General features: G+C 46.3%; 22 protein-coding genes. 16 read left to right on the top strand and 6 right to left on the bottom strand.

Annotation, left to right across the window (positions count from 1 at the left end):
- Positions 1 to 86: 86 nt before the first annotated feature.
- The 12 genes from V7728_RS02060 to V7728_RS02005 all read left to right on the top strand — a co-directional run bounded on the left by V7728_RS02060 (position 87) and on the right by V7728_RS02005 (position 12,962).
- Positions 87 to 1,856 carry an ABC transporter ATP-binding protein gene (locus tag V7728_RS02060; protein WP_015240668.1) on the top strand — a complete coding sequence of 590 codons (1,770 nt, stop codon included), beginning with the start codon at positions 87 to 89 and terminating at the stop codon, positions 1,854 to 1,856.
- 201 nt (positions 1,857 to 2,057) lie between these two features.
- Positions 2,058 to 2,735, top strand: a complete 678-nt coding sequence (locus tag V7728_RS02055) for a response regulator transcription factor (RefSeq protein ID WP_012118540.1) — start codon at positions 2,058 to 2,060, stop codon at positions 2,733 to 2,735.
- Complete coding sequence (locus tag V7728_RS02050) at positions 2,732 to 3,793, top strand: sensor histidine kinase (RefSeq protein ID WP_007614006.1); 1,062 nt, start codon at positions 2,732 to 2,734, stop codon at positions 3,791 to 3,793. The genes V7728_RS02055 and V7728_RS02050 overlap by 4 nt, the downstream gene beginning before the upstream one ends.
- Before the next feature lie 115 nt (positions 3,794 to 3,908).
- Positions 3,909 to 5,363, top strand: coding sequence for a tetratricopeptide repeat protein (locus V7728_RS02045; protein WP_099567116.1), 1,455 nt, complete (start codon positions 3,909 to 3,911; stop codon positions 5,361 to 5,363).
- A 396-nt stretch (positions 5,364 to 5,759) separates the two neighbouring features.
- Positions 5,760 to 7,172: a C40 family peptidase gene (locus V7728_RS02040; RefSeq protein ID WP_012118537.1), complete on the top strand. Its 1,413-nt coding sequence runs from the start codon at positions 5,760 to 5,762 to the stop codon at positions 7,170 to 7,172.
- 206 nt (positions 7,173 to 7,378) lie between these two features.
- On the top strand, positions 7,379 to 8,329 hold the full coding sequence (gene trxB, locus V7728_RS02035; protein WP_007407423.1) for a thioredoxin-disulfide reductase: 951 nt from the start codon (positions 7,379 to 7,381) through the stop codon (positions 8,327 to 8,329).
- A 273-nt stretch (positions 8,330 to 8,602) separates the two neighbouring features.
- A complete protein-coding gene (locus V7728_RS02030) occupies positions 8,603 to 9,070 on the top strand; it encodes an 8-oxo-dGTP diphosphatase (protein WP_003151491.1) in 468 nt (155 codons plus the stop codon).
- A 25-nt stretch (positions 9,071 to 9,095) separates the two neighbouring features.
- Complete coding sequence (gene rapZ, locus V7728_RS02025) at positions 9,096 to 9,983, top strand: RNase adapter RapZ (protein ID WP_012118535.1); 888 nt, start codon at positions 9,096 to 9,098, stop codon at positions 9,981 to 9,983.
- Positions 9,980 to 10,933: a gluconeogenesis factor YvcK family protein gene (locus tag V7728_RS02020; RefSeq protein ID WP_007407422.1), complete on the top strand. Its 954-nt coding sequence runs from the start codon at positions 9,980 to 9,982 to the stop codon at positions 10,931 to 10,933. The genes rapZ and V7728_RS02020 overlap by 4 nt, the downstream gene beginning before the upstream one ends.
- Positions 10,934 to 10,959: 26 nt before the next feature.
- The gene (gene whiA / locus V7728_RS02015; protein ID WP_007407421.1) at positions 10,960 to 11,910 is read left to right on the top strand and encodes a DNA-binding protein WhiA; all 951 of its coding nucleotides are present in this window, start codon (positions 10,960 to 10,962) and stop codon (positions 11,908 to 11,910) included.
- A 23-nt stretch (positions 11,911 to 11,933) separates the two neighbouring features.
- Positions 11,934 to 12,191 carry an HPr family phosphocarrier protein gene (locus tag V7728_RS02010; protein ID WP_012118534.1) on the top strand — a complete coding sequence of 86 codons (258 nt, stop codon included), beginning with the start codon at positions 11,934 to 11,936 and terminating at the stop codon, positions 12,189 to 12,191.
- A 24-nt stretch (positions 12,192 to 12,215) separates the two neighbouring features.
- Complete coding sequence (locus V7728_RS02005; RefSeq protein ID WP_007407420.1) at positions 12,216 to 12,962, top strand: arylamine N-acetyltransferase family protein; 747 nt, start codon at positions 12,216 to 12,218, stop codon at positions 12,960 to 12,962.
- Between the two features lie 60 nt (positions 12,963 to 13,022).
- On the opposite strand, the gene V7728_RS02000 is transcribed toward V7728_RS02005, so the two are convergent.
- Both V7728_RS02000 and V7728_RS01995 read right to left on the bottom strand, forming a co-directional pair.
- A complete protein-coding gene (locus V7728_RS02000; RefSeq protein ID WP_223204413.1) occupies positions 13,023 to 13,412 on the bottom strand; it encodes a ribonuclease in 390 nt (129 codons plus the stop codon).
- A gap of 204 nt (positions 13,413 to 13,616) precedes the next feature.
- Complete coding sequence (locus V7728_RS01995) at positions 13,617 to 14,582, bottom strand: 2-hydroxyacid dehydrogenase (protein ID WP_007407418.1); 966 nt, start codon at positions 14,580 to 14,582, stop codon at positions 13,617 to 13,619.
- Between the two features lie 400 nt (positions 14,583 to 14,982).
- Between V7728_RS01995 and V7728_RS01990 the strand changes: the two genes are divergently transcribed.
- Positions 14,983 to 15,564, top strand: a complete 582-nt coding sequence (locus V7728_RS01990) for a beta-class carbonic anhydrase (protein WP_003151503.1) — start codon at positions 14,983 to 14,985, stop codon at positions 15,562 to 15,564.
- A gap of 2 nt (positions 15,565 to 15,566) precedes the next feature.
- On the top strand, positions 15,567 to 17,156 hold the full coding sequence (locus V7728_RS01985; protein WP_025285335.1) for a SulP family inorganic anion transporter: 1,590 nt from the start codon (positions 15,567 to 15,569) through the stop codon (positions 17,154 to 17,156).
- Between the two features lie 44 nt (positions 17,157 to 17,200).
- Here the strand turns inward: V7728_RS01985 and V7728_RS01980 are convergent, their stop codons facing one another.
- Positions 17,201 to 17,521 (bottom strand): MazG nucleotide pyrophosphohydrolase domain-containing protein, encoded by a 321-nt coding sequence (locus tag V7728_RS01980; RefSeq protein WP_003151506.1) that lies wholly within the window; start codon positions 17,519 to 17,521, stop codon positions 17,201 to 17,203.
- A 115-nt stretch (positions 17,522 to 17,636) separates the two neighbouring features.
- Here V7728_RS01980 and V7728_RS01975 point away from each other — a divergent pair, with 115 nt between their 5' ends.
- Positions 17,637 to 18,212, top strand: a complete 576-nt coding sequence (locus V7728_RS01975) for a TIGR00730 family Rossman fold protein (RefSeq protein ID WP_015240657.1) — start codon at positions 17,637 to 17,639, stop codon at positions 18,210 to 18,212.
- Between the two features lie 243 nt (positions 18,213 to 18,455).
- Here V7728_RS01975 and V7728_RS01970 read toward each other — a convergent pair whose 3' ends face one another.
- Complete coding sequence (locus V7728_RS01970) at positions 18,456 to 19,832, bottom strand: MFS transporter (RefSeq protein WP_015240656.1); 1,377 nt, start codon at positions 19,830 to 19,832, stop codon at positions 18,456 to 18,458.
- A gap of 43 nt (positions 19,833 to 19,875) precedes the next feature.
- The gene (locus V7728_RS01965; protein ID WP_099567115.1) at positions 19,876 to 21,006 is read right to left on the bottom strand and encodes a 2-methylaconitate cis-trans isomerase PrpF family protein; all 1,131 of its coding nucleotides are present in this window, start codon (positions 21,004 to 21,006) and stop codon (positions 19,876 to 19,878) included.
- Positions 21,007 to 21,179: 173 nt separating this feature from the next.
- Here V7728_RS01965 and V7728_RS01960 point away from each other — a divergent pair, with 173 nt between their 5' ends.
- Positions 21,180 to 22,040 (top strand): LysR family transcriptional regulator, encoded by an 861-nt coding sequence (locus V7728_RS01960; protein WP_043020617.1) that lies wholly within the window; start codon positions 21,180 to 21,182, stop codon positions 22,038 to 22,040.
- Between the two features lie 43 nt (positions 22,041 to 22,083).
- Here the strand turns inward: V7728_RS01960 and clpP are convergent, their stop codons facing one another.
- Positions 22,084 to 22,680 carry an ATP-dependent Clp endopeptidase proteolytic subunit ClpP gene (gene clpP, locus V7728_RS01955; RefSeq protein WP_003151513.1) on the bottom strand — a complete coding sequence of 199 codons (597 nt, stop codon included), beginning with the start codon at positions 22,678 to 22,680 and terminating at the stop codon, positions 22,084 to 22,086.
- Between the last annotated feature and the right edge of the window lie 32 nt (positions 22,681 to 22,712).

Below are 22,712 nucleotides of genomic sequence, written 5' to 3'. Positions count from 1 at the left end.
TGGTTTTTATCAAAAATATACGTTTTGTTCATATTCCGTTCATGCACATCCGTTATAGTATAAACAGTGATATAGGAGGAAAACATATGCCGAATAAACAACCAAAACCTAAAGGGAAATTCAGCTCATTCTTTTCATTAGTCAAAAAAACAAAACCATCATACGGTATGCTGGCCTTCGCGCTGTCTCTCAGTATTGTGACAACGCTCGTCAGCCTGCTGATTCCGCTGTTGACAAAGCAGCTCGTTGACGGCTTTTCCATGTCGTCGCTGTCAGGCGTGCAAATCGGAATCATCGCAGCCGTGTTTATCGTACAGGCCGCATTAAGCGCCTACGCCACCTACGCCCTGAACTACAGCGGCCAGAAAATCATCTCGGGACTGCGTGATTTGTTGTGGCAGAAATTAATTAAACTGCCCGTCTCTTATTTTGACAAAAACGCCACGGGAGAAACGATCAGCCGTGTCACCAATGACACAATGGTGGTAAAAGAGCTGATCACAAACAATATCAGCGGATTTATTACCGGAATCATTTCCGTTATCGGGTCACTGACGATCTTATTTTTCATGAACTGGAAGCTCACATTGCTCGTGCTGATCGTCGTGCCGCTGGCTGCGGTGATTTTAGTGCCGATCGGCCGGAAAATGTTTAAAATTTCTCGGGAAACACAGGATGAAACGGCGAGATTCACCGGATTATTAAACCACATCCTCCCGGAAATCAGGCTTGTAAAAGCGTCAAACGCTGAAGAAGCGGAATACGGACGCGGAAAAGCAGGCATCATGGCGCTCTTTAAACTCGGGCTGCGTGAAGCGAAGGTGCAGTCGCTCGTAGGCCCGCTTATTACACTTGTATTAATGGCGGCGCTGGTCGCTGTCATCGGGTACGGCGGGATGCAGGTGTCATCCGGTGAACTGACAGCCGGCGCACTCGTTGCCTTTATCCTGTATTTGTTTCAGATCATTATGCCGATGGGCCAGATCACTTCATTTTTCACACAGCTTCAAAAATCCGTCGGCGCAACGGAACGGATGATTCATATTCTTGCAGAAAAAGAAGAAGATATCCAAACCGGAAAAGCCATTGAAAACGCGGATCAGCCGATTAGGCTTGAACAAGTCTCATTCGGCTACAAAACAGATCAAACCATCTTAAAAGACATTACGGCTACGATTGAGGCCGGCAAAGTCACCGCGATCGTCGGACCGAGCGGCGGCGGAAAAACAACGTTATTTAAGCTGCTTGAACGATTCTACAATCCGACTGCGGGCAGCATCCTGCTCGGAAATGAACCGATTGATGCGTATTCCCTTGAGTCATGGCGGGAGCATATCGGCTACGTGTCGCAAGAAAGCCCGTTAATGTCAGGCACCATCCGCGAGAATATCTGCTACGGATTAAAACGCGAGGTGACTGATGAGGAACTGAGGCAAGCGGCTGACATGGCCTACGCCCTGCAATTTATTGAAGACTTACCGAAGAAATTTGAAACAGAGGTCGGTGAGCGGGGAATTATGCTGTCAGGCGGACAGCGCCAGCGCATCGCCATTGCCAGAGCGCTCCTTCGCAACCCGAGCATTCTGATGCTTGATGAAGCGACATCAAGTCTGGACAGCCAATCTGAAAAATGGGTGCAGCAGGCGCTCGAAGTCTTAATGAAAGGCCGCACCACGATTGTGATCGCCCACCGTTTATCCACGGTTGTGGATGCAGATCAGCTTCTCTTTGTCGAACAGGGTGAAATCACCGGACGGGGCACACACCATGAATTAATGGCATCCCATTCGCTGTACCGCGATTTTGCGGAGCAGCAGCTGAAGCTGAATGCCGACTTAGAAAACAAAGCTGTGTAAAGCAAGACTTTATGAATAAAAAGCAGCTGAAAAAGCTGCTTTTTATTTTGCAGCCGGAGTCCTGTTCTTACGGGTGTACGGTCGGTAACGATGAAGAGCCAAGCCATAAGCGTGTATGCCGGTACAGGAGACAATGAAAAAATTCGGTTTATAGACATCATGTCGATTCATGAAAAGAAAAAAGCAGAAGGAGGGATTTTCATGGCTGTCATATTGGTTGCGGATGATGACCGCCATATCCGTGAGCTTGTCCGCCTTATGATGGAGCAGAGCGGTTTTGACGTCGCAGAAGCGGAAGACGGGGAAGCGGCGGTGCGGCTGATCGAATCAGCACCTATAGATCTCATCATACTGGATGTGATGATGCCGAAAATGGACGGGTTTGAAGTCAGTGAAGCCGTCCGCAGCTTTACGGACATTCCGATTTTGATGCTGACGGCAAAAGGCGAAACGCTGGACAAAGTGCAAGGTTTTACTTCCGGAGCGGATGATTATCTCGTCAAACCGTTTGAGCCGCTTGAGCTGGAAGCAAGGGTCAAAGCATTGCTGAAACGGTACCGGATCACCGCTGAAAAACTGCTGACCATCGGAACGGTCACATTAGATAAGCAATCCCGCACCGTAACGCGCGGCGGCGGAGCGGGATTGACATTGCCCCGGCGTGAATTTGAGCTTTTATTTAAGCTCGCCGGTTATCCGAATAAGACGTTTTCAAGAGAACAACTAATAGAAGATATTTGGGGCTTTGATTATGAAGGTGACGAGCGTACCGTCGATGTGCATATTAAAAGGCTGAGAGAACGGTTTCCGGAAAAAGACTATCCGTTTGCCATCCATACGGTGCGGGGGCTCGGGTATCGGTTTGTGGTGACAGGATGAAACGGATCTTCAGAACGGCTGGGAAAATCATCATCCTTCTCACTGTCACCGCATTCTTATGGCTGGCGGCTCACCTGATTGTTCAGGGATTCGGTCTCATATGGCCGATTTTGCTTGTGCCGTACGCCGAGCAGATTCTGACGCTTTGGCTTGTTTTCGGCCTGCTGTTCGTAACGATGTTTATTTTTTCAAAGTCAGCACGTGAAAGGCATCATGCGATCTGGGATTCGCTGACCGCCACGATCAAGCAAATGTCGAGCGGCAACTTCACAGCGGCCGCTTCCCGGAAAATGGAGAAGATTGAGCGGAACCATCCCGTGACGAAATTGGCTGATGAACTGTCGACACTCGCCGCGGAACTGAGTGAAATGGAAAAACTGAAACAAGAATTTATTTCGAACGTTTCCCATGAAATCCAAACCCCGCTCACTTCATTAAAGGGCTACGCGCACCTTCTGAAAAAACCGGATTTATCATATGAGGAGCGGGGGCGCTACTTACACATCATCGAAACAGAAACAGAACGATTATCAAAAATCAGTGAAAATCTGCTGAAGCTCACTGCGCTCGAACGCCAAACCGAACCGATACAAAAAAAACCGTTCCGCATTGACAAACAGCTGCGGCGCACCATATTGACCTGTGAGCCTGAATGGTCCGCCAAACAGATTGAGTTTCTCATTGATTTACAGGAGTCGTATGTGTACGGAGATGAAGCGCTGCTCAGCCAAGTATGGATGAATCTGATTCACAATGCCGTAAAATTTACCGGTGAAGGCGGCCGCATTTCCGTTAAAATTGCAGATCTGCCGGGAGCGGCGGCTGTCGAAATCGCCGACGACGGAATCGGAATGGAGCCTGAACAGGCGGAGCGTGTATTTGAACGGTTTTATAAAGCGGACAAGGCGAGAAACGAAGGAGGAAGCGGGCTCGGCCTGTCCATCGCCCAAAAAATCGCAGAGCTGCACGGCGGTTCGATAGAGGTTGAGAGCAAGCGCGGCGAAGGAACCCTTTTCCGTGTCATTCTTCCAGCCGAGCCTCGTGAAAAAAACAGCTAAAATCTGGTCGAACCAGCCAGTAAAAAACGAAGCCGATCCTGTCTTTTGAACTATTGAGGTGAAACCGTTTTATGGTATACTACTGACGGTAATACGTATAAAACGGAGGATATTTGTGGGAAAACACACTTCTGAACAGAAAAAGCACGCGCAAATTGTCCAGCTGCTTCAGGATGGACAATATTTTTTTCATAAAGGCTTAAAAGCATATAAAGAGCGGAATTTAAAGCGGGCCAGCAAACTGATTCAGCGGGCCGTCCACCTCGAGCCGAATGATTCCGAAATGCTGTCCCGGCTGGCCGTCATTTATTCTGAAATGGGCCACTACCAGCAGTCAAATGAGCTGTTCGACTTTATTTTGGTGAACCTGAAAGAAGAAATGCCCGAGTGTCATTATTTTAAAGCGAATAATTTCGCGCATTTGGGGCTCTTTCAGGAAGCATACAAAGAAGCGGCGGCTTATTCAGATGCCGATCCGGACGGGGAATTCAGCGAAGAGATTGAAAATCTGATGGAGCTTTTGGATTTCGGCGAAGCGGGTGAAAACGAATCGCTCTATGACCAGGATGAGCTGCTGATCAGGCAGGATCGGGCAAAAGCGCTTCTTGAGAGCGGCCAGCTTCATGAAGCGGTTGTTATGCTTGAAGAGATTACGGCCGATTACCCCGAGCTTTGGTCTGCATACAACAACCTGGCGCTCGCTTACTTTTACTCAGGCAATGTCACAAAAGCGAAACAAACAGTATTCGAAGTGCTTGAGAAAAATGAAGGCAATCTCCATGCCCTGTGCAACCTCCTTGTATTCTGCTATTACGAGAGGGAAGATGAAAAAGTCGGAGAATTGAGCGGAAGACTCGCCAATGTGTATCCGATTTTATTCGAACAGCGCTATAAGCTGGGGGCGACGCTTGCGCTTGTCGGCAGACATGATCTCGGTTATAAATGGCTCCGTTCTCTTTACAAAAGCGGATTCGAAGGCGACGAAACGTTTTATTACTGGCTGGCCGCCTCAGCCTACGGGACAGGCCGCACAGAATTTGCGGAAACCATTTGGAAAAAGGCCGAAGCCGAATTTCCCGAATCAGACCGGCCCGCGCCTTGGGCGGAGCGGCAGGAACCGCTGCCTGCTTCACTTGAACAGCGGCTTGCCGCCTATTATATCAGCAGCGCTGAAGGAGAGCGGAACCAGCTTGAAAAAGTTCTGACGGCAAAACGCGCCGTTTCACCGTTTGAACAAGATTTCGTCAAACTGCTGCTTTCCGGTGAAAAAGGCGCTTCAGGCGTCTCCGGTGATGCGCTGTTCACGTATCGGACGGTCAAGCTGCTGGAGAAAGCGGAAGCCGACAGTTTAAAAACTGACGTCATGAGCTGCTGGGTTTTTCACGTCATTCAGCATATCCGGGCCGCCGCTGCCGTACAGAATGAGCGGGCATGGGCCGCAGCCATCGCATATGTATGGAAAGAAGCAAACGGCGAAAAAACGACGAAAAAAGAAACGGCCGCCGTTTACGGTATAACCCCGGCAACACTTTCGAAATACATCAGACAAATAGATGATATTTTAGAATAAAACCGATTCTTTCTATATAAAGAGTCGGTTCTTTTTTTATCAGAAAGGGGCAAAACAGAACTTTACCGCCGAAAAAAGAGGTATTCATACGTATTTTTTTGCTTTTCGAATCGAAATCAGGCCGTAATCACCGTTTATTTTGCAAAATATGAGATTTGCAATCACATTGAAATATAACTGTAATAAAAATTGTCGAAACATGATGGTATAATGAGTCTCGTACATAAGAGATTAGTTTATTTTACATGTGCTGTATAATCTATACCAATTTAAAAGATTTAAAGATTTATACATAAAAATCATCAGCCTCACGGGTATGTGAGGGAGCGTAACTTTGATGTTCATAATAGAATTCCAAATGAGAACAGGTTTAAAGTAAAAGGGAGGAAAGAAAAAGTGAAAAAGAGTTTATTAACACTTGGTTTGGCTTCCGTCATCGGGACAAGCAGTTTTTTGATCCCGTTTACAAAAACTGCATCGGCGGAAACATTAGACAGCAAAAAAGCAAAAATTGAAAGCAAGCAATCTGAGGTGGCTTCAAGCCTTGAAGCAAAAGAAAGAGAATTGTCTAAGCTTCAGGACAAGCAGGCTAAGATTGAAAAAGAACTGAAAGACATTAACGCTAAAGCGTTGGATACAAGCAATAAAATCGAAGATAAAAAAGCTGAAAACGAAAAAACGAAAAAGCAGATCGCTGATTTGAAAAAAGAAATCAAAGAAACAGAAGCGCGTATTGAAAAACGCAATGAAATCCTGAAAAAACGCGTTCGTTCTTTACAGGAAAACGGCGGTTCTCAAGGATACATAGATGTTCTTTTAGGGGCGACAAGCTTCGGAGACTTCATTTCCCGTGCGACTGCGGTATCTTCTATCGTTGACGCGGATAAAGACCTGATCAAACAGCAGGAGCAGGATAAAGCGAAACTCGAAGACGCAGAAGCTGAACTTAACGTGAAGCTGAAAAAAGTTCAAGATGATCTTGCGAAACTCGAGTCTATGCAAAAAGACCTGAACAAACAGCTTGATCAGAAAGACAAGCTTTTCGACGAAGCGAAAAACGGCCAGAAAAAAGCGGCTTCCGCTATCTCTGATCTGAAAAAAGAAGCATCAAAGCTTGCAAACGAAAAAGCTGACACTGAAAAAGAACAGAAGCGCATTAAAGCTGAGCAGGCTGCAGCGGCTGCCCTGATCAAAAAACAGGAAGAAGCGCAAAAAGCTTCTGAAGACCAAAACCAAAAAGATGACAGCCAGCCGGCACCGGCGGTTAAAACTGTGAAAAAAGCGGCTGTTTCAACATCATCTGATTCATCTGACAGCTCAAGCAAACCGAAGAGCACTTCAGGCGGATCATCTCATAACAGCGGCGGTTCAGATGATTCTGACGGCGGATCTGTTATTTCAAATTCAGGCGGTATTGAAGGCGCCATCAGCGTAGGATCAAGCCTTGTGGGTCAATCCCCGTACAAGTTCGGCGGCGGACGCACTCAATCCGATATTGACAACCGTATTTTTGACTGCTCTTCATTCGTACGCTGGGCTTATGCTAACGCAGGCGTTAATCTCGGACCTGCAAGCGGCACAAACACAGATACATTAATCGGAAGAGGTAAAGCAGTAAGCGCGTCTGACATGAAACGCGGAGACTTAGTATTCTTCAACACGTATAAAACAAACGGCCACGTCGGCATCTACTTAGGTAACGGAACGTTCCTGAACGATAATACATCACACGGTGTATCCATTGATTCTATGAGCAACCCTTACTGGAAGAAAGCATTCAACGGCAATGTAAGACGTGTCGTGCAATAATGAATAAGACAAGGGCCTTCTATCCCGGAAGGCTCTTTCTTTATTTGTATACCCGCTCAGGAGCTGCCTAATCACGGTTTTTTAGAAAAATGAGCAAAAAAATAGCGAATTGCCTTCAGATTTAATAGGATATGGGTAAGGAATACGATTGATGGGGATTCTTAGTCATATAGGGTGCGCCCCATTTCGAAAAGGAGTGAATCATGGTGTCAGAAGAAAAAATTTATGATGTGATCATTATCGGCGCGGGTCCGGCGGGGATGACCGCTGCTGTTTACACATCACGAGCGAACTTATCCACATTAATGATCGAAAGAGGAATTCCGGGCGGCCAGATGGCCAACACGGAGGATGTTGAAAACTATCCGGGTTTTGAAAGCATTCTCGGCCCTGAACTTTCTAATAAAATGTTTGAACATGCGAAAAAATTCGGTGCGGAATATGCGTACGGCGATATTAAAGAAATCGTTGACGGTAAAGAATATAAAACGGTCAAAGCCGGTTCAAAAGAATATAAAGCGCGTGCCATCGTCATTTCTGCCGGAGCGGAATACAAAAAGATCGGTGTTCCCGGCGAAAAAGAACTGGGCGGCCGCGGCGTATCGTACTGCGCGGTTTGTGACGGCGCGTTCTTTAAAAATAAAGAGCTTGTCGTTGTCGGCGGCGGAGACTCCGCCGTTGAAGAAGGCGTCTATCTGACACGCTTCGCTTCAAAAGTCACCATCGTTCACAGACGTGACAAATTGCGTGCGCAAAGCATTCTTCAGGCGCGTGCCTTTGACAATGAGAAAATTGACTTCAAATGGAACAAAACCGTAAAAGAAATCCATGAGGAAAACGGAAAAGTCGGCAGACTTACTCTTGTGGATACCGTGACGGGAGAAGAAGAAGAATTCAAAGCTGACGGCGTCTTTATTTATATCGGTATGCTTCCGCTTTCTAAACCGTTCGAGAACTTGGGCATCACAAATGAAGAAGGCTACATTGAAACAAACGCTCAAATGGAAACAAAAGTTCCAGGCATTTTCGCCGCGGGAGACATCCGTGAAAAAACGCTCCGCCAGATCGTAACGGCGACAGGCGACGGAAGTATTGCGGCTCAAAGTGTTCAGCATTATGTGGAAGAGCTTGAGGAAACGCTCAAAACCGTTAAATAATCACTGTAATGTTCAGTTTTTGAATCGTTACTGTGTTTTAATTACGCTGTAACACGGGTGAAATACTGATGTTTTAAGATGAATGTAGTAATTGACCCCCTTTTTAATGAATACACTTTGGCACGGATTCCAGTATCCGTGCCCTTTTTTTGCGATTTTCTGTTTTCTGTCAAATAAAAGAAAAGGATGTCGGTGTCTCTGCATTGTGAGAGACATGCCGAAACGGTATAATGAAGAGACGATGATTTGTTGAGAAGGTTAGGTGACGTACTTGTGCAAAGAGTGACAAATTGTGTGCTGCAGACAGATGATCAGGTTCTCCTTCTCCAAAAGCCGAGACGGGGCTGGTGGGTCGCGCCCGGCGGGAAGATGGAAAGCGGCGAATCCGTCAGAGATTCCGTCATCAGAGAGTACAGAGAAGAGACGGGCATTTATATACTAAATCCGCAGTTAAAAGGCGTGTTTACCTTTATTATTAAGGAACAGGAACAAATCGTGTCAGAGTGGATGATGTTTACTTTCGTCGCCGACTCGTACACGGGGCGAAATGTCGCTGAATCAGAGGAAGGCGTTCTGAAGTGGCATGACGTAAAAGATATCCACAGCCTTCCGATGGCCCCCGGAGACGGGCATATCCTTGATTTTATGATCAAGGGCCAAGGGCTTTTGCACGGCACCTTTACGTATACGCCGGACTTCGAGCTGCTCAGCTATCGTTTAGATCCGCAGCTTATCAAATAAAAGAAAGACCGCAGGGGGGAGAAAGATGAGTATGAATGAAAACCATGATATTCAGCTCGTCATCATTACGGGAATGTCTGGAGCGGGGAAAACCGTCGCCATTCAAAGCTTTGAGGATCTCGGCTATTTTTGCGTCGACAATCTGCCGCCTTCCTTGCTGCCGAAATTTTTGGAGCTGATGAAAGAATCAAGTTCAAAAATGAGCAAGGTCGCGCTTGTCATGGATCTGCGGGGACGTGAATTTTTTGACAGGCTGATTGAGGCGCTGGATGAAATGGCGGAAAATCCGTGGATTACACCGCGCATTCTCTTTTTAGACGCTAAGGATTCCATCCTTGTGACGAGATACAAAGAAACGAGGCGTTCTCACCCGCTGGCCGCTACCGGGCTTCCTCTTGAAGGAATCGCGCTGGAACGCCAGCTGCTTGAAGAATTGAAAGGGCGCTCTCAGCTGATCTATGACACATCGGATATGAAACCGCGTGATCTGCGTGAAAAAATCGTGGCGCATTTCGCCACGAACCAAGGTGAAACATTTACAGTGAACGTGATGTCATTCGGTTTCAAATACGGGCTTCCGATAGATGCCGACCTCGTGTTTGATGTAAGGTTTCTGCCGAATCCGTTCTACATTGAAAGCATGAGGCCGCTTACGGGGAAAGATGAGGAAGTGTCATCCTATGTGATGAAGTGGAACGAAACACAAAAGTTTATTGAAAAGCTTGTTGATCTGCTCGGCTTTATGCTTCCGTCTTATAAGCGGGAAGGTAAAAGCCAGCTTGTCATCGCGATCGGCTGTACGGGCGGCCAGCACCGCTCCGTCACGCTCGCTGAATATTTGGCTGACTATTTTAAAAAAGATTTCTATACTCATGTCACTCACCGGGACATTGAAAAGAGAAGCCGGAAATGAATAAGAAGCCGAAAATCGCAATCTTCGGCGGCGGAACTGGTCTGTCCGTGCTGCTTCGGGGGTTAAAGCATAAGCCCGTTGATATTACGGCGATTGTGACAGTTGCTGATGACGGCGGAAGTTCAGGCCGTCTGCGGGATGAACTTCAAATTCCGCCGCCGGGTGACATCCGTAACGTACTGGCTGCTTTGTCAGATGTTGAGCCGCTCGTTGAAAATCTGTTTCAGCACCGTTTCAACAAAGGAAGCGACTTAACCGGACATTCGCTCGGCAATTTGATTTTGGCAGCGATGACAAATATAACCGGTGATTTCTTTCACGCTGTCACCGAAATGAGCAAGGTGCTGAATGTCCGCGGCAGAGTGCTGCCGGCTGCCAACACCAGTGTCGTTCTTCACGCTGAAATGGAGGACGGGCAGGTCGTCTCCGGAGAATCGACAATCCCTTCTTACGGCCAGCGGATTAAACGGGTGTTTCTTACGCCTGAAAAAATTGATCCGCTCCCGGAAACGATTGACGTCATCCGTCAGGCCGATTTAATCATTATCGGTCCGGGAAGCCTGTACACAAGCATTCTTCCGAATCTGCTCGTACCGAAAATCGGAGAGGAAGTCGTCAAGGCTGCGGCCAAAAAAGTATATATATGCAACGTCATGACACAGCCCGGAGAGACGCTGCAATACAGTGCGGCCGACCATGTCAAGGCGCTGAACGATCATATGGAGCAGCCGTTTATCGACACGATCTTAATCAACAATGAGGAGATCCCTGACGAAATCAAAAGCAAATATGCGAAAGAGCTGGCCCGGCCCGTCGACTTCAATGTTGAAAAGCTGAAATCCATGGGGCTTGAGGTCATCAGGGATCAGATTATCACGTATAAAAATGGCGTAATCCGTCACGATACACATAAAGTGGCTTCTCTTCTTGTCGATTTATTAAGGGACTAGAGGCCTTTTGAAATGAGGTGGCTAATATGTCATTTGCATCGGAAACAAAAAAAGAACTGACGAATCTGGAAGTGAAGGACTGCTGCGCCAAGGCGGAGCTGTCCGCGCTGATTCGGATGAACGGTTCACTGTCATTTTCAAACCGCCATCTCGTGCTTGACGTTCAAACCGAAAATGCGGCGATTGCCCGCCGTATTTATACATTGCTGAAGAAACAATATGATGTATCGGTCGAACTGTTAGTCAGAAAAAAAATGCGGCTGAAAAAAAACAATGTTTATATTGTGCGCTTTTCTGAAAATGCAAAGCTGATTTTAGAGGAATTGAAAATCCTCGGAGAGAACTTTGTATTTGAACGGAATATTTCTGAGGAACTGGTGGCGAAACGCTGCTGCAAACGTTCTTATATGAGAGGGGCGTTTTTGGCGGGGGGATCTGTGAATAATCCCGAAACATCGTCGTACCACTTGGAAATCTTCTCGCTTTATAAGGAACATAACGATTCATTATGCGCGCTGCTGAATGAATTTCATCTGAACAGCAAAACGCTTGAACGGAAAAAAGGCTATATTACGTATTTAAAAGAGGCGGAAAAAATCACTGAATTTCTGAATGTCATCGGCGCTCACAATTCACTGCTGCGTTTTGAAGATGTGCGGATTGTCAGAGACATGAGAAACTCAGTGAACCGCCTCGTCAATTGTGAAACAGCAAACTTAAACAAAACCATCGGTGCTTCTCTCAGACAGGTGGAAAATATTAAATACATTGATGAACGGATCGGTCTTGAAGCGCTCCCGGAAAAGCTTCGCGAAATTGCGCAGCTGCGGATTGATTATCAGGAGGTCACGCTGAAAGAACTGGGGGAAATGGTTGCAAGCGGGAAAATCAGCAAATCCGGCATCAATCACAGGCTGAGAAAGCTCGATGAAATCGCAGAACAGCTGCGTACAGGACAAAGCATCACTTTGAAATAACCGTACAGAAAAGGGGAGATCTTATGGTTCAGGAGAAAGTGGAAGTGCGTTTAAAGACGGGTTTGCAGGCGCGTCCCGCTGCATTGTTTGTACAGGAGGCAAATCGTTTTGCATCAGATGTGTTTCTTGAGAAAAACGGCAAGAAAGTGAATGCCAAAAGCATTATGGGATTAATGAGTCTGGCGGTCAGCACGGGGACGGAAGTCACTCTGATCGCTGAAGGCGACGATGAAAAGGAAGCGCTGGAAAAGTTGTCCGCTTATGTGCAGGAAGAAGTGTAAACACTTTGTAAGGGGGACGGAACGATGAATGAGTTTCTGAAAGATTGTTATCAAACGATAGGCTGGGAAAAGGATTCCCTCGATTTTAGCAACCTGCCGGAGTTTTTAAAGGCGCTCGCATATCGGTTTCCGTTTGAAAATCGCGCGGTTTTGTCCAAAAAAGAATATGACGTCACGAAAGAAGGACTGTGGCGGCACATGGTGAAGGAACCTCATGGCGGCCTTTGTTATGACTTGAACGGACTGCTTTATTTCATCCTGAAAGATGCCGGATTTGATGTCAAATTGATCCGCGGAACGGTCTGGAAAAACGGCTGGGCGCTGCCCGGCACACATGCGGCCGTACTTCTTTCCGCCGGGGGGAATGAGTACATCGCTGATGCAGGCTTCGGCCTCAATCTCGCCATGCAGCCTGTGCCGATGTCGGGAGACGAGACGGTATCAGCGGCCGGAGCGTTCCGCGTGAGGATAGAAGAGACGGAATTCGGGACATACCTGCTTGAAATGAACAAAGGGGACGGCTGGCAGACAGGTTACGCATTTTCGCTTGAAGAAATCGATGAAAAGGACCTCAAGTCTATGAAACAAACAATCTTTGAACATGAACGCTCTCCTTTCAACAAACGCCTGCTTGCTTCTAAGCGGACACCGGAAGGGCACATGGTTCTGTCTGAACGCAATATAACAATAAAAAAACACGATGGCACGGCGGAGAACAGCAGAATAGACCGATCAGAGTTTGAAGAAAAATTTACTGCTCATTTTATATGAAGCTCGCAGGTTCTCTGCAAAAAAAACGGCCTCCGCAGGGAAGCCGTTTTTTGTATGTGTTTATCTCATTTTTGTAAAGGTTTTATAATGATCTGTCGTCTTATAAATCAGCCAGTCGCTTGAGTAAAGAATCCGGTCTGAATTTCTGAAGCCTGATGTATAGTTAATATCCGCTTCACGCCACGTCCGTCCGCTTTTGGCAGGGAGTTTGCCTTCCCTGTTTGAGAAGATGTCTCCGCCGATGCTTTTCCCCGGAGCGACGTCTGCAAGATTCCCCTTTGATGCAACCCAGCCGAGGGCCTGCGCTTCTGACTTTGTAATGTAATTATCAGGAAGCTTATGATAGGTCTGAAGATAATCCGCAACCCCGTCAAACGTGTTGATAACCTGTGCTTCAGTGTGCGCCTTGTGAGAAGATGTATCCGTCTTGGCAGCCGTGGAAAACAGCATCCCCGCCGCGGAGAACAGCACCAGCAAACAAACGGAAATCCACGATAATCGTTTTTTCAAAGCAATACCTCCCATTTTTATCATGTGAAGCTGATTCCTTTTCATTGTATCAGCATCGAGAGAAAGGAATAGAAAGAATTTAAAAATAGTTCTTTTGATCTAGCAAAAAATAAACCCCGGCTGAAACGGCCGGGATTTTTCATCTCATTGAAATTCCTTCGTGAGGTTTTTCGGCGTTTTTCCGTATACGGCGTCAATCATGTTTTGTGCGGCTTGCTTGAACATATTCAAACGGATTTTTGCCGTTGCTGACCCGATATGCGGAAGCAATGTGACGTTTTCCAGCTGCAGGAGCGGATTGTCTTCGGCGATCGGCTCTTTTTCAAACACATCTAAACCGGCGCCTTTTATCCAGCCCTCCTGCAATGCGCGGATGAGCGCTTTCTCATCAACCGTCTTTCCCCGGGAAATATTGACGAAACATGCCGTATCTTTCATCAATTTAAATTCCCGCTCTCCCATCATATGATACGTTTCGTCAGTAAGCGGCGTAATTAACAGCACAAAGTCTGATGTTTTCAGCAGTGTATCTAAGTCGGCATATGTAACCCCGAGTTCCTTCTCAGCGTCCGGTTTTCTGCTGCGATTATAATACAGCACGTCCATATCGAAGCCGAATTTTGCCCGTTTGGCAGCTTGTTCACCGATTCTGCCCATGCCGATAATTCCTAATGTCTGATGGTGGACATCCATACCGAAAAGAGATTCTTCCTCAACGGTTCCCCATTTGCCGGCGCGGACGAATCGATCCAATTCGGCAACCCGTCTGGCGGAAGACAGGATTAATGAAAAAGCCAGATCAGCGACAGTGTCATCTAAGGTGTACGGCGTATGCGTGCCGACAACCCCCCGTCTTTTCATTTCTTCAATATTAAAATTATCATAGCCGACAGAATTATTGCTGACGACCTTCAGCTTCGGCGCGTGATCCAGTAAATCACTGTCAATCGCCGTTCCGGATGTCAGCAGCCCTTCAGCATCTTTCATTTTTTCGTACAGTTCCTCTTTTGGAATGGTATCTTCTTTCCAGATGTCATAGCGGCAATGCTCGCCTATCATTTGCTCGACTTCCGGCGGTACCGGTTTCGCGATGAATACATAGGGTTTCAACGGGCTTCTCCTCCTTTGTCTTTCTTCTCTATTTTATTATATAAGAGAAGCGGTAACGTGAGAAATATTCAAACGCATCACGATAAATTTCTGGTTCTTTTGAACTTAAAATGAAAGAAAAAGAAATGTACATGCTTGATTTCTCCAAACAATAACAGAATCCGCCTATATTTCTGAAGGCAAAATGAGCGGAACCGCTGTTTTCAAAAGCTTTATAGGTTGGTGTAAAGATAAATTTTATTATTTTTGAAAGATATAAATGAACATAATCTGAATTTACAGTCAAATTATCGTGTCTTTTTTTGAAAGCGCTTTTGAGGCCTTTTTCTGTGCTATAATTCCTTACTGTAAGCTGGGTAAGAAGGCTTGCAATACAATCGGATGGGAGATGAATAGAAAAATGGTTTCTTTATCAAGCATTTTGGAGCACAACCAGCAGTTTGTCCAAGAAAGGAAATATGAACCTTACCAAACGACAAAATTCCCGAAAAAAAAGCTTGTCATCGTATCCTGCATGGATACAAGGCTGACGGAGCTTCTGCCGCAGGCGATGGGACTCAGAAACGGCGATGCCAAAATCATAAAAAACGCGGGAGCCATTGTTTCTCACCCATTTGGAAGTGTCATGCGGAGCATTTTGGTTGCCGTTTATGAACTGCAGGCAGAGGAAGTCTGCATCATAGGTCACCGCGAGTGCGGAATGTCGGGATTAAATGCGGCTTCCATATTAAATAAAGCGAAAGAGCGCGGCGTGGAAGACAAATGTCTCAGCCTTCTGCAGCATGCGGGAGTCGATTTGGAAACATGGCTGACCGGCTTTCACAGCGTCGAAGAAAGCGTGGCCCACAGCGTGAATATGGTCAGGCATCATCCGCTCTTGCCTGAAGAAGTGCCGGTGCACGGGCTGGTGATTGATCCGGGGACGGGGACGTTGGATGTTGTCGTTGACGGTTATGAAACAGTCAAAGGAGGATGCAGCTGACGATGCAATTTACCGGCAGATATCAGGGATACAATTTGCAGAAATTTCAGAAAGACCTAGTCGCGGGAATTGTGGTCGGAATTGTAGCGATTCCACTGGGAATGGCCTTTGCCATCGCCTCGGGGGTCGGTCCGGAATACGGGCTTTACACCGTTATTGTGGCCGGAATTCTAATTTCGCTGTTGGGCGGCTCTAAATATCAGATCGGCGGGCCTACGGGGGCGTTTGTTCCCATTTTATTTGCCATTGTGATGCAGTATGGTTTTGAGAATTTACTCGTAGCCGGTTTTATGGCAGGCGTCATGCTCGTCCTGTTTGGCGTATTTAAGCTCGGAAAGATTATGAAATTCGTGCCGAAGCCGGTGATCGTCGGATTTACGGCCGGAATCGCGGTGCTGATTTTCTCGGAGCAGATTGCCCATTTTCTCGGTCTGCGCGATATCCAAAAGCATGAAAGCTTTATCCTCAACATTGCGGAAATCGGCAAGAAGCTCGGAACCTTTAATTTGTACAGCATCCTCATCGCGGGAATTGCTTTGGCCATTTTGCTGTTATCAGCCAGGCTGATGCCGAAGATTCCGGGCGCGCTTGTGGCGCTGCTTGTCTCTACAGCCGCGGCGGTCGTGTTTTTTCCTGACAAAATGGCGACAATCGGTTCTGCTTACGGGGAAATCCCGCGGCAGCTTCCGGCTTTCCAGCTTCCTGATTTCTCAATCGATAACATGATCATGATGTTTCCGTCGGCTCTGATCATTGCGCTTCTCGGCGGACTTGAGTCCATATTATCGGCGATGGTCGCGGACAATATGAAAGGATCAAGGCATGACAGCAATAGGGAGCTTGTCGGGCAGGGCATCGCCAATATGGCAGCGCCGCTTTTCGGCGGTATACCGGCAACGGGAGCGATTGCGCGGACCGCAACAAATATTAAAAACGGCGCAGTTTCTCCGATTTCCGGTGTTGTCCACGGAGTCACCGTCCTCCTCGTCCTGCTCGTCTTCGCCCCGCTTGCCGTTCACGTACCGCTGGCAAGCATGGCGCCGGTATTGATGGTTGTGGCTTGGAACATGAGTGAGCGGAGGGAAGTCGCCAATATGATGCGGCTGAAAAACACTGATTCATTCGTACTGGCGGCAACCTTTTTGCTGACGGTTCTGTTTGATTTAATCATCGGCGTTTCTGCCGGTCTCGTGCTCGCTTTTGTTTTCTTTATCAGAAAAATGAGCGAATCAACACGTATCAAAACACCGCATGCCGCTGTCAAATCGGTTAAAAATGATTCGTCCGTCAGCACATATTCCATTGAAGGGCCGCTGTTTTTCGGTTCAATTGATTCACTGGAAACATCGCTGCTGGAGAGGCTTCAGGAAAAGCCGAAGACGCTTATTCTGCTGATGAATAATGTACATTACATGGATACCTCCGCAGAAGCGGTGCTGGGGAATGTGATGAACCGGATCAAACGGCATAACGGGAGATTGATGATCGTCGGATTGCAATCACAGCCGAGAGAGCTCATCCGGAAGACGGGGCTGTTTCATAAAATCGGGAAACAGCATTTCTTTGAGCATCAGGACGAGATAACGGGATAAATTCAGATACGGCCTGTCCATGAAAAAGCGGACAGGCCGTGTTTTTATTCGGTTTCAAAGCGCTTGATCAGTTTTTCCTGATGGGCTTTCATCGCATCTTCTAACGTGATGCCGTACTTATCAGCAAGGATGGCCAGATTTCCGAGGACGTCACCCATTTCTTCAATCAGCTCCTGCCTGCGTTCAGCCTGGGTCGCGTCTTTTTCATCCGGCCGGTCTCTGCCGATTTCATATGCTCTTACCGCCCGGGCGAGCTCACCCGCCTCTTCCATTAAAAAACCGATTCTGATAAATGGCCCGTACGCCGTCCATCCTCGTTTTTCATAAAAATCTTTCGTCCATTGTTCTGCTTCAGCCATCTGCATGTGAAACACTCCTTATGTCCTGTATGATTCTTATTGATATTATCATATAGAGATGGGACAATATATAGTGTATTTTGATTTATTGATGTACATATATAGATATGGAGATGAAAAAATGAAAACCATTTGTGTATTTGCGGGGTCAAACCCGGGGGTAAATGAAGAGTACAAACGCAAAGCGGCCGAACTGGGTGAATATATGGCGGAGCAGGGAATCGGCCTTGTTTACGGCGGTTCACGGGTCGGTCTGATGGGAACCGTCGCCGACGCGTTAATGGCAGGCGGCGGAAAAGCTGTCGGCGTCATGCCGAGCGGGCTGTTCAGCGGAGAGGTTGTTCATCAGAATCTGACGGAGCTGATTGAAGTCAGCGGCATGCATGAGCGGAAAGCGAAAATGAGTGAACTTGCCGATGGGTACATTGCCATGCCCGGCGGCTTCGGAACATATGAAGAGTTATTTGAAGTGCTATGCTGGGCGCAAATCGGCATTCATCAAAAACCGATCGGACTGTACAATGTGAACGGGTATTTTGAGCCGATGATGAAGATGGTCAAGTACAGCATTCAGGAAGGATTTTCGAATGAGTCTCATTTGAAGCTGATACACAGTTCCTCCCGGCCGGATGAGCTGATTGAGCAGATGAATCGGTATACATACCCGATTTTAGATAAGAAATGGCGGGAATTGTAAGTCAGAGGTCTGAAATATGTTTCGGCGGTTGCATCTAATCTATTCTGATGGAAAATTCTCCGCCTATAGAATACCTTTTCTTTCTGGAAATCGTTTTCTCTTTCTCATACGTATCACACCTTTCTTCAGGATAAGACATATGTATGAGAATAAGATGAGAAAGAGAATGCTGTTGGGGTTGAAAGAAGAACATCCATTTCCTCAGAGGAGATGGATGTTTTGCGGTTTGCAGACTGTATGCGTTTACAACTTTTGTTGCACGAATGTTTCCTCCGATATGAAATCATCCTGCTGCATCTTTTGTTTTTTTGAACTGATTCCAAATATACCGACTGTCAGTGCACAAAGAAACCAGCAGCCTGTAAAAAACAAGAAAACACTTAAAAATCCGTAGCCTGAATACAGGAAACTGACGACAAAGGGACCGGCTACATTCGCAAGACGTCCTACGCCGTAAGTGAGGCCATTTCCAGACGCCCTGGCTTCAACCGGATATAATTCCGGCGTATAGGCATATGCGATCGAACTGAAAGTACGCTCAAACATATGCATGAGAAATCCGCATATGACAATGACCATCGGCAAAGGATTGATGCCATAAAAGAATCCAAGCGCCATAATAATTAACGATAAAACAGAAATGGCCCACTTTCGATCCACACGGTCAGAGATTTGCGACGCAATGAGAGCGCCCAGCGGGGCACCGATCGTTCCCAGAGTGACGTATACGATAGACTCATCCATTGATACGCCTTCTTTTACCAAAAGGGTGGGAACCCATGTGCCAAAGCCTTGAATTGCAATCGTGGAAGCAGCCCACATCGTCATTAAAACAAAAGTTCTTCCTGCCAAAGGCTTTTGAAATAACGTCCGATATGGTACGGATTTTACAGCGGTTTGTCTGCTTCGCAGAGCCGGAGCTGGTTCAGGCAGTTCACCCTTTTCTTTTTCTGCTTTTGCCTCCAGTTCAAGCAGAATGCGGTGTGCTTGTTCGCTTTTTCCTTTCGTGTCCAGCCATTTCGGTGATTCTTCCAGTTTTCTGGCGATCAGCGGAAAAAAAATACCGACCGCGCCGAATAGAAAGATAAACCGCCAGCCGTAAGAGGCGGACGGCACGACCAATTTAGCCACCCAGCCGGCTGCAGGAATTCCGCATATGCCGATTGTAATACAGATTGCCTGGTACTTACCCTTAGTTGCGGATGGGAAAAATTCGCTGATATACGTACTTGCCACAATCGTTGTGGCGCCGATACCTAAACTCGTAAGAAATCTAAAAACACCGAGTATTTCTGGGTTCCAAGCCAGAGAAGAGAGGAGGGAGAAGAAAGAGAAAAAAGTGACAACCAGAATTAAACCTTTTTTCCTTCCGAAACGGTCTGAAAACCATCCTCCGGCAGAGGCGCCGATAAACATTCCGAAATAGGAGACAGACGTAATAAAAGCGATGGTATGAGTCGAAATGTTCCATTCCTTTAAAAGTGAAGGCGCCGCATATGAAAACGTATTTAAATCGATAAAATCAAAAAAGTAAGCGAATGAAAGGATAACGAGCACTGCTTGATGGGCCCTTGAAAAAGGCAGTCTGTTTAATCGATTAGACGCATTTACATTGATCATCTCGTATTCCTCCGTTTATCTTTGACTTGTCTGAAGACTGGTATTAACCAATGTGATTCAGCGTATTCAGGTTGTAACTTTGCTTTGTAAACACATAGCCTTCAGAGATTTTTCTTGCTGTGCGTACTACTTTAATCGTTGTTCCATCCGGATCAACATCTGCCTCGGTTTCTAAAATGCCGCTTGGATGTCCCAATCGAATCGTTCTGCCATAGAATGAAAATTCAGATAATATTGTATCCTGCAATAGCATGCCGGCAGTCGTACAAACCGCCCCTGTAATGGCTAAAGCTTGATGCGGTTTTTGCATGGACATCATACGAATGACAAGATCCATCTCTTCTGCGTGTCTCTTTATCCCTTTTGTATCGATATAATCCGCTGGAGATGAGATTAATGTTAGTTTTGGTACGGCCGGTGATTTTGCAGCAGCCTCATGTCTCGGAGCGAATCTGCATTTCTCGGCTGCAATCGATCGGATCATTTCGAGCTTTTCCAATATATCCGGAGTATATTCATCCGGAAGTTCTAAGCCGGTAAGCCCCGTGGCCTCTGCTTTTACAAAGACAAGCGGATTAGCGTAATCAATAATCGAGACCGAGATATTTCCATACGGTGTATCGAGAACATCAATAGGCTGACCAGTGGGAAACAGCTTACCGGTCACCGCTCCTTCAGCCTGGTGAAATGAAAGATAAATAGGAGAAGCTGTACCTGGAACCCCGGGGATAGAGCAGTCCCCCTGGTAATGAAATGTTCCATTTCTGACTTCAACTTCTGCTACGATCACTTTTTGAGTGTTTGTATTTAACATTCTGACTTTTGTAACCGGCTCTTCAGCTTGAACGAGCCCTTTATCAATAGCATAAGGGCCTACGGCAGAAGAGATATTTCCGCAATTGCCTTTGAAGTCGGTAAAATGGTCAGTCAAACTGACCTGAGCAAACGTATACTCAACATCTGCATCCTTTCTGGCGGATTTCTTAATAATGGCTGCCTTGCTTGTGAGAGAATGGCCGCCGCCGAGACCGTCAATTTGTCTCTCGTCAGGGCTCCCCATAATGTCTAAAAGAAAATCGCTCCATAGGTTTGTATCGTCTGGCATGTCTTTTTGATGAATAAAAACGCCTTTGCTGGTGCCGCCTCTCATGACGGTTACAGGAACTTTTTCCATGCTGTCTCATCCTTACATCATTTTGTGTGGATAAAAAGGTACCGGTCCCTTTGGAAAATATCGTATGATAAATAAGGATTATAAGTAAAACATATAATTTTTATAAAGTTGAATAAAAAACTTTTATAATAGGAGGAAATTTTATAGCAGAAAAATATTTTGGGGGATTTCATATGGATGAAAAGGATTGGATTGTGCTCATTACATTATTCGAAGAAAAAAATATGACGAAGGCGGCAGAGCGATTATATATGACACAGCCGGCGTTAAGTTATCGGCTCAAAAACCTGGAAGCACAATTCGGAGTGCGCCTTTTTTATAAAAGAAAAAAAGGGATGGAGTTCACTTCAGAAGGTGAACATCTGGTTGATTATTCGAAAGAGATGCTGCAGGAATTCAGAAGAGTGAAGGATGATATGCTCAATATGAGCCATGAAGTCAGCGGGGTTCTCAGATTAGGAGTCTCAAGCAATTTTGCTCAGTATAAGCTCCCGGCGATTCTAAAACGGTTTTCTGATCAGTATCCGTCTGTTCAATTCCACGTCAATACGGGATGGAGTGCGAAGGTGATGGATCTGCTTCATCATTCGGGGGTACACCTTGGGATTATGAGGGGAAATTATGATTGGCAAGGGGAAAAACAACTGCTAAATGAAGAGCGGCTGTACCTTATTTCAAAAACTGAAATCAACAGTGAGGACCTTCCCAAATTGCCGATGATTTATTATCAAACTGATGCTTCTTTGAAAAGTTTGATTCAAAAATGGTGGAATAACCAATTTACTGAACCGCCTTTCATTGCGATGGAGGTAGACAGGCAGGAAACCTGTAAAGAGATGGTGAAAAACGGTCTCGGTTATTCTGTTGTGCCGGAAATCTGTCTTCAGCCTTCTGATGAATTATACACATTGGCGCTATCCTATAAAAATAACGAGCCTGTGATACGCGATACTTGGCTTATGTATAATTCTTCAGCGTTAGAATTATCTGTCGTCAAAGCATTCATTACTTTTTTGAATGGGAATAAAGCATAAAAAAACCTGCAAGAGACATCAGCTCTTGCAGGTTTTTTTGGCATTACTTCTGGTCTTCTGTATTGCGTGTCAGCACTTTATCGATTAAGCCGTATTCTAAGGCTTCATCAGCTGATTTGAAGTTGTCGCGGTCTGTATCGCGCTCAATGACTTCAAGCGGCTGGCCGGTACGTTCAGCAAGCACTTTGTTTAATTTGTCGCGAAGCAAGAGAATGCGTTTTGCCGCGATTTCAATTTCTGTCGCCTGTCCTTGCGCTCCGCCAAGCGGCTGGTGAATCATAACTTCACTGTTAGGAAGCGCGTAACGTTTGCCTTTTTCTCCGGCTGCAAGTAAAAATGCTCCCATAGAAGCGGCCATACCGATGCAGATCGTGGATACTTTCGGTTTAATGAACTGCATTGTATCATAGATTGCCATACCGGCAGTGATTGATCCGCCAGGGCTGTTAATGTAAATGGAAATATCTTTTTCAGGGTCTTCCGCTTCAAGGAATAAAAGCTGTGACACGATGGAGTTCGCAACGTTGTCATCAATCGCAGATCCAAGCATGATAATACGGTCCTTCAAAAGACGGGAGTAAATGTCATAAGCTCTTTCTCCGCGGTTCGTTTGTTCAATGACTGTAGGTATTAAATTCATAATGCTCCTCCTTCACCTTTTAGGTAAGTATG

The organism is Bacillus sp. JHAA (assembly GCF_036961585.1).
Classification (GTDB): domain Bacteria; phylum Bacillota; class Bacilli; order Bacillales; family Bacillaceae; genus Bacillus; species Bacillus velezensis.
Note: the sequence above shows the minus strand (reverse complement) of the source record. Positions and strands in the feature narration are given on the sequence as shown.

Coding starts and splice junctions, on each gene's coding strand:
- V7728_RS02060 (WP_015240668.1), top strand. CDS start 87: ATGCCGAATAAACAACCAAAACCTAAAGGGAAATTCAGCTCATTCTTT.
- V7728_RS02055 (WP_012118540.1), top strand. CDS start 2,058: ATGGCTGTCATATTGGTTGCGGATGATGACCGCCATATCCGTGAGCTT.
- V7728_RS02050 (WP_007614006.1), top strand. CDS start 2,732: ATGAAACGGATCTTCAGAACGGCTGGGAAAATCATCATCCTTCTCACT.
- rapZ (WP_012118535.1), top strand. CDS start 9,096: ATGAGTATGAATGAAAACCATGATATTCAGCTCGTCATCATTACGGGA.
- V7728_RS02020 (WP_007407422.1), top strand. CDS start 9,980: ATGAATAAGAAGCCGAAAATCGCAATCTTCGGCGGCGGAACTGGTCTG.
- whiA (WP_007407421.1), top strand. CDS start 10,960: ATGTCATTTGCATCGGAAACAAAAAAAGAACTGACGAATCTGGAAGTG.
- V7728_RS02010 (WP_012118534.1), top strand. CDS start 11,934: ATGGTTCAGGAGAAAGTGGAAGTGCGTTTAAAGACGGGTTTGCAGGCG.
- V7728_RS02005 (WP_007407420.1), top strand. CDS start 12,216: ATGAATGAGTTTCTGAAAGATTGTTATCAAACGATAGGCTGGGAAAAG.
- V7728_RS02000 (WP_223204413.1), bottom strand. CDS start 13,412: ATGCTGTTTTCCACGGCTGCCAAGACGGATACATCTTCTCACAAGGCG.
- V7728_RS01990 (WP_003151503.1), top strand. CDS start 14,983: ATGGTTTCTTTATCAAGCATTTTGGAGCACAACCAGCAGTTTGTCCAA.
- V7728_RS01985 (WP_025285335.1), top strand. CDS start 15,567: ATGCAATTTACCGGCAGATATCAGGGATACAATTTGCAGAAATTTCAG.
- V7728_RS01980 (WP_003151506.1), bottom strand. CDS start 17,521: ATGCAGATGGCTGAAGCAGAACAATGGACGAAAGATTTTTATGAAAAA.
- V7728_RS01975 (WP_015240657.1), top strand. CDS start 17,637: ATGAAAACCATTTGTGTATTTGCGGGGTCAAACCCGGGGGTAAATGAA.
- V7728_RS01970 (WP_015240656.1), bottom strand. CDS start 19,832: ATGATCAATGTAAATGCGTCTAATCGATTAAACAGACTGCCTTTTTCA.
- V7728_RS01965 (WP_099567115.1), bottom strand. CDS start 21,006: ATGGAAAAAGTTCCTGTAACCGTCATGAGAGGCGGCACCAGCAAAGGC.
- V7728_RS01960 (WP_043020617.1), top strand. CDS start 21,180: ATGGATGAAAAGGATTGGATTGTGCTCATTACATTATTCGAAGAAAAA.
- clpP (WP_003151513.1), bottom strand. CDS start 22,680: ATGAATTTAATACCTACAGTCATTGAACAAACGAACCGCGGAGAAAGA.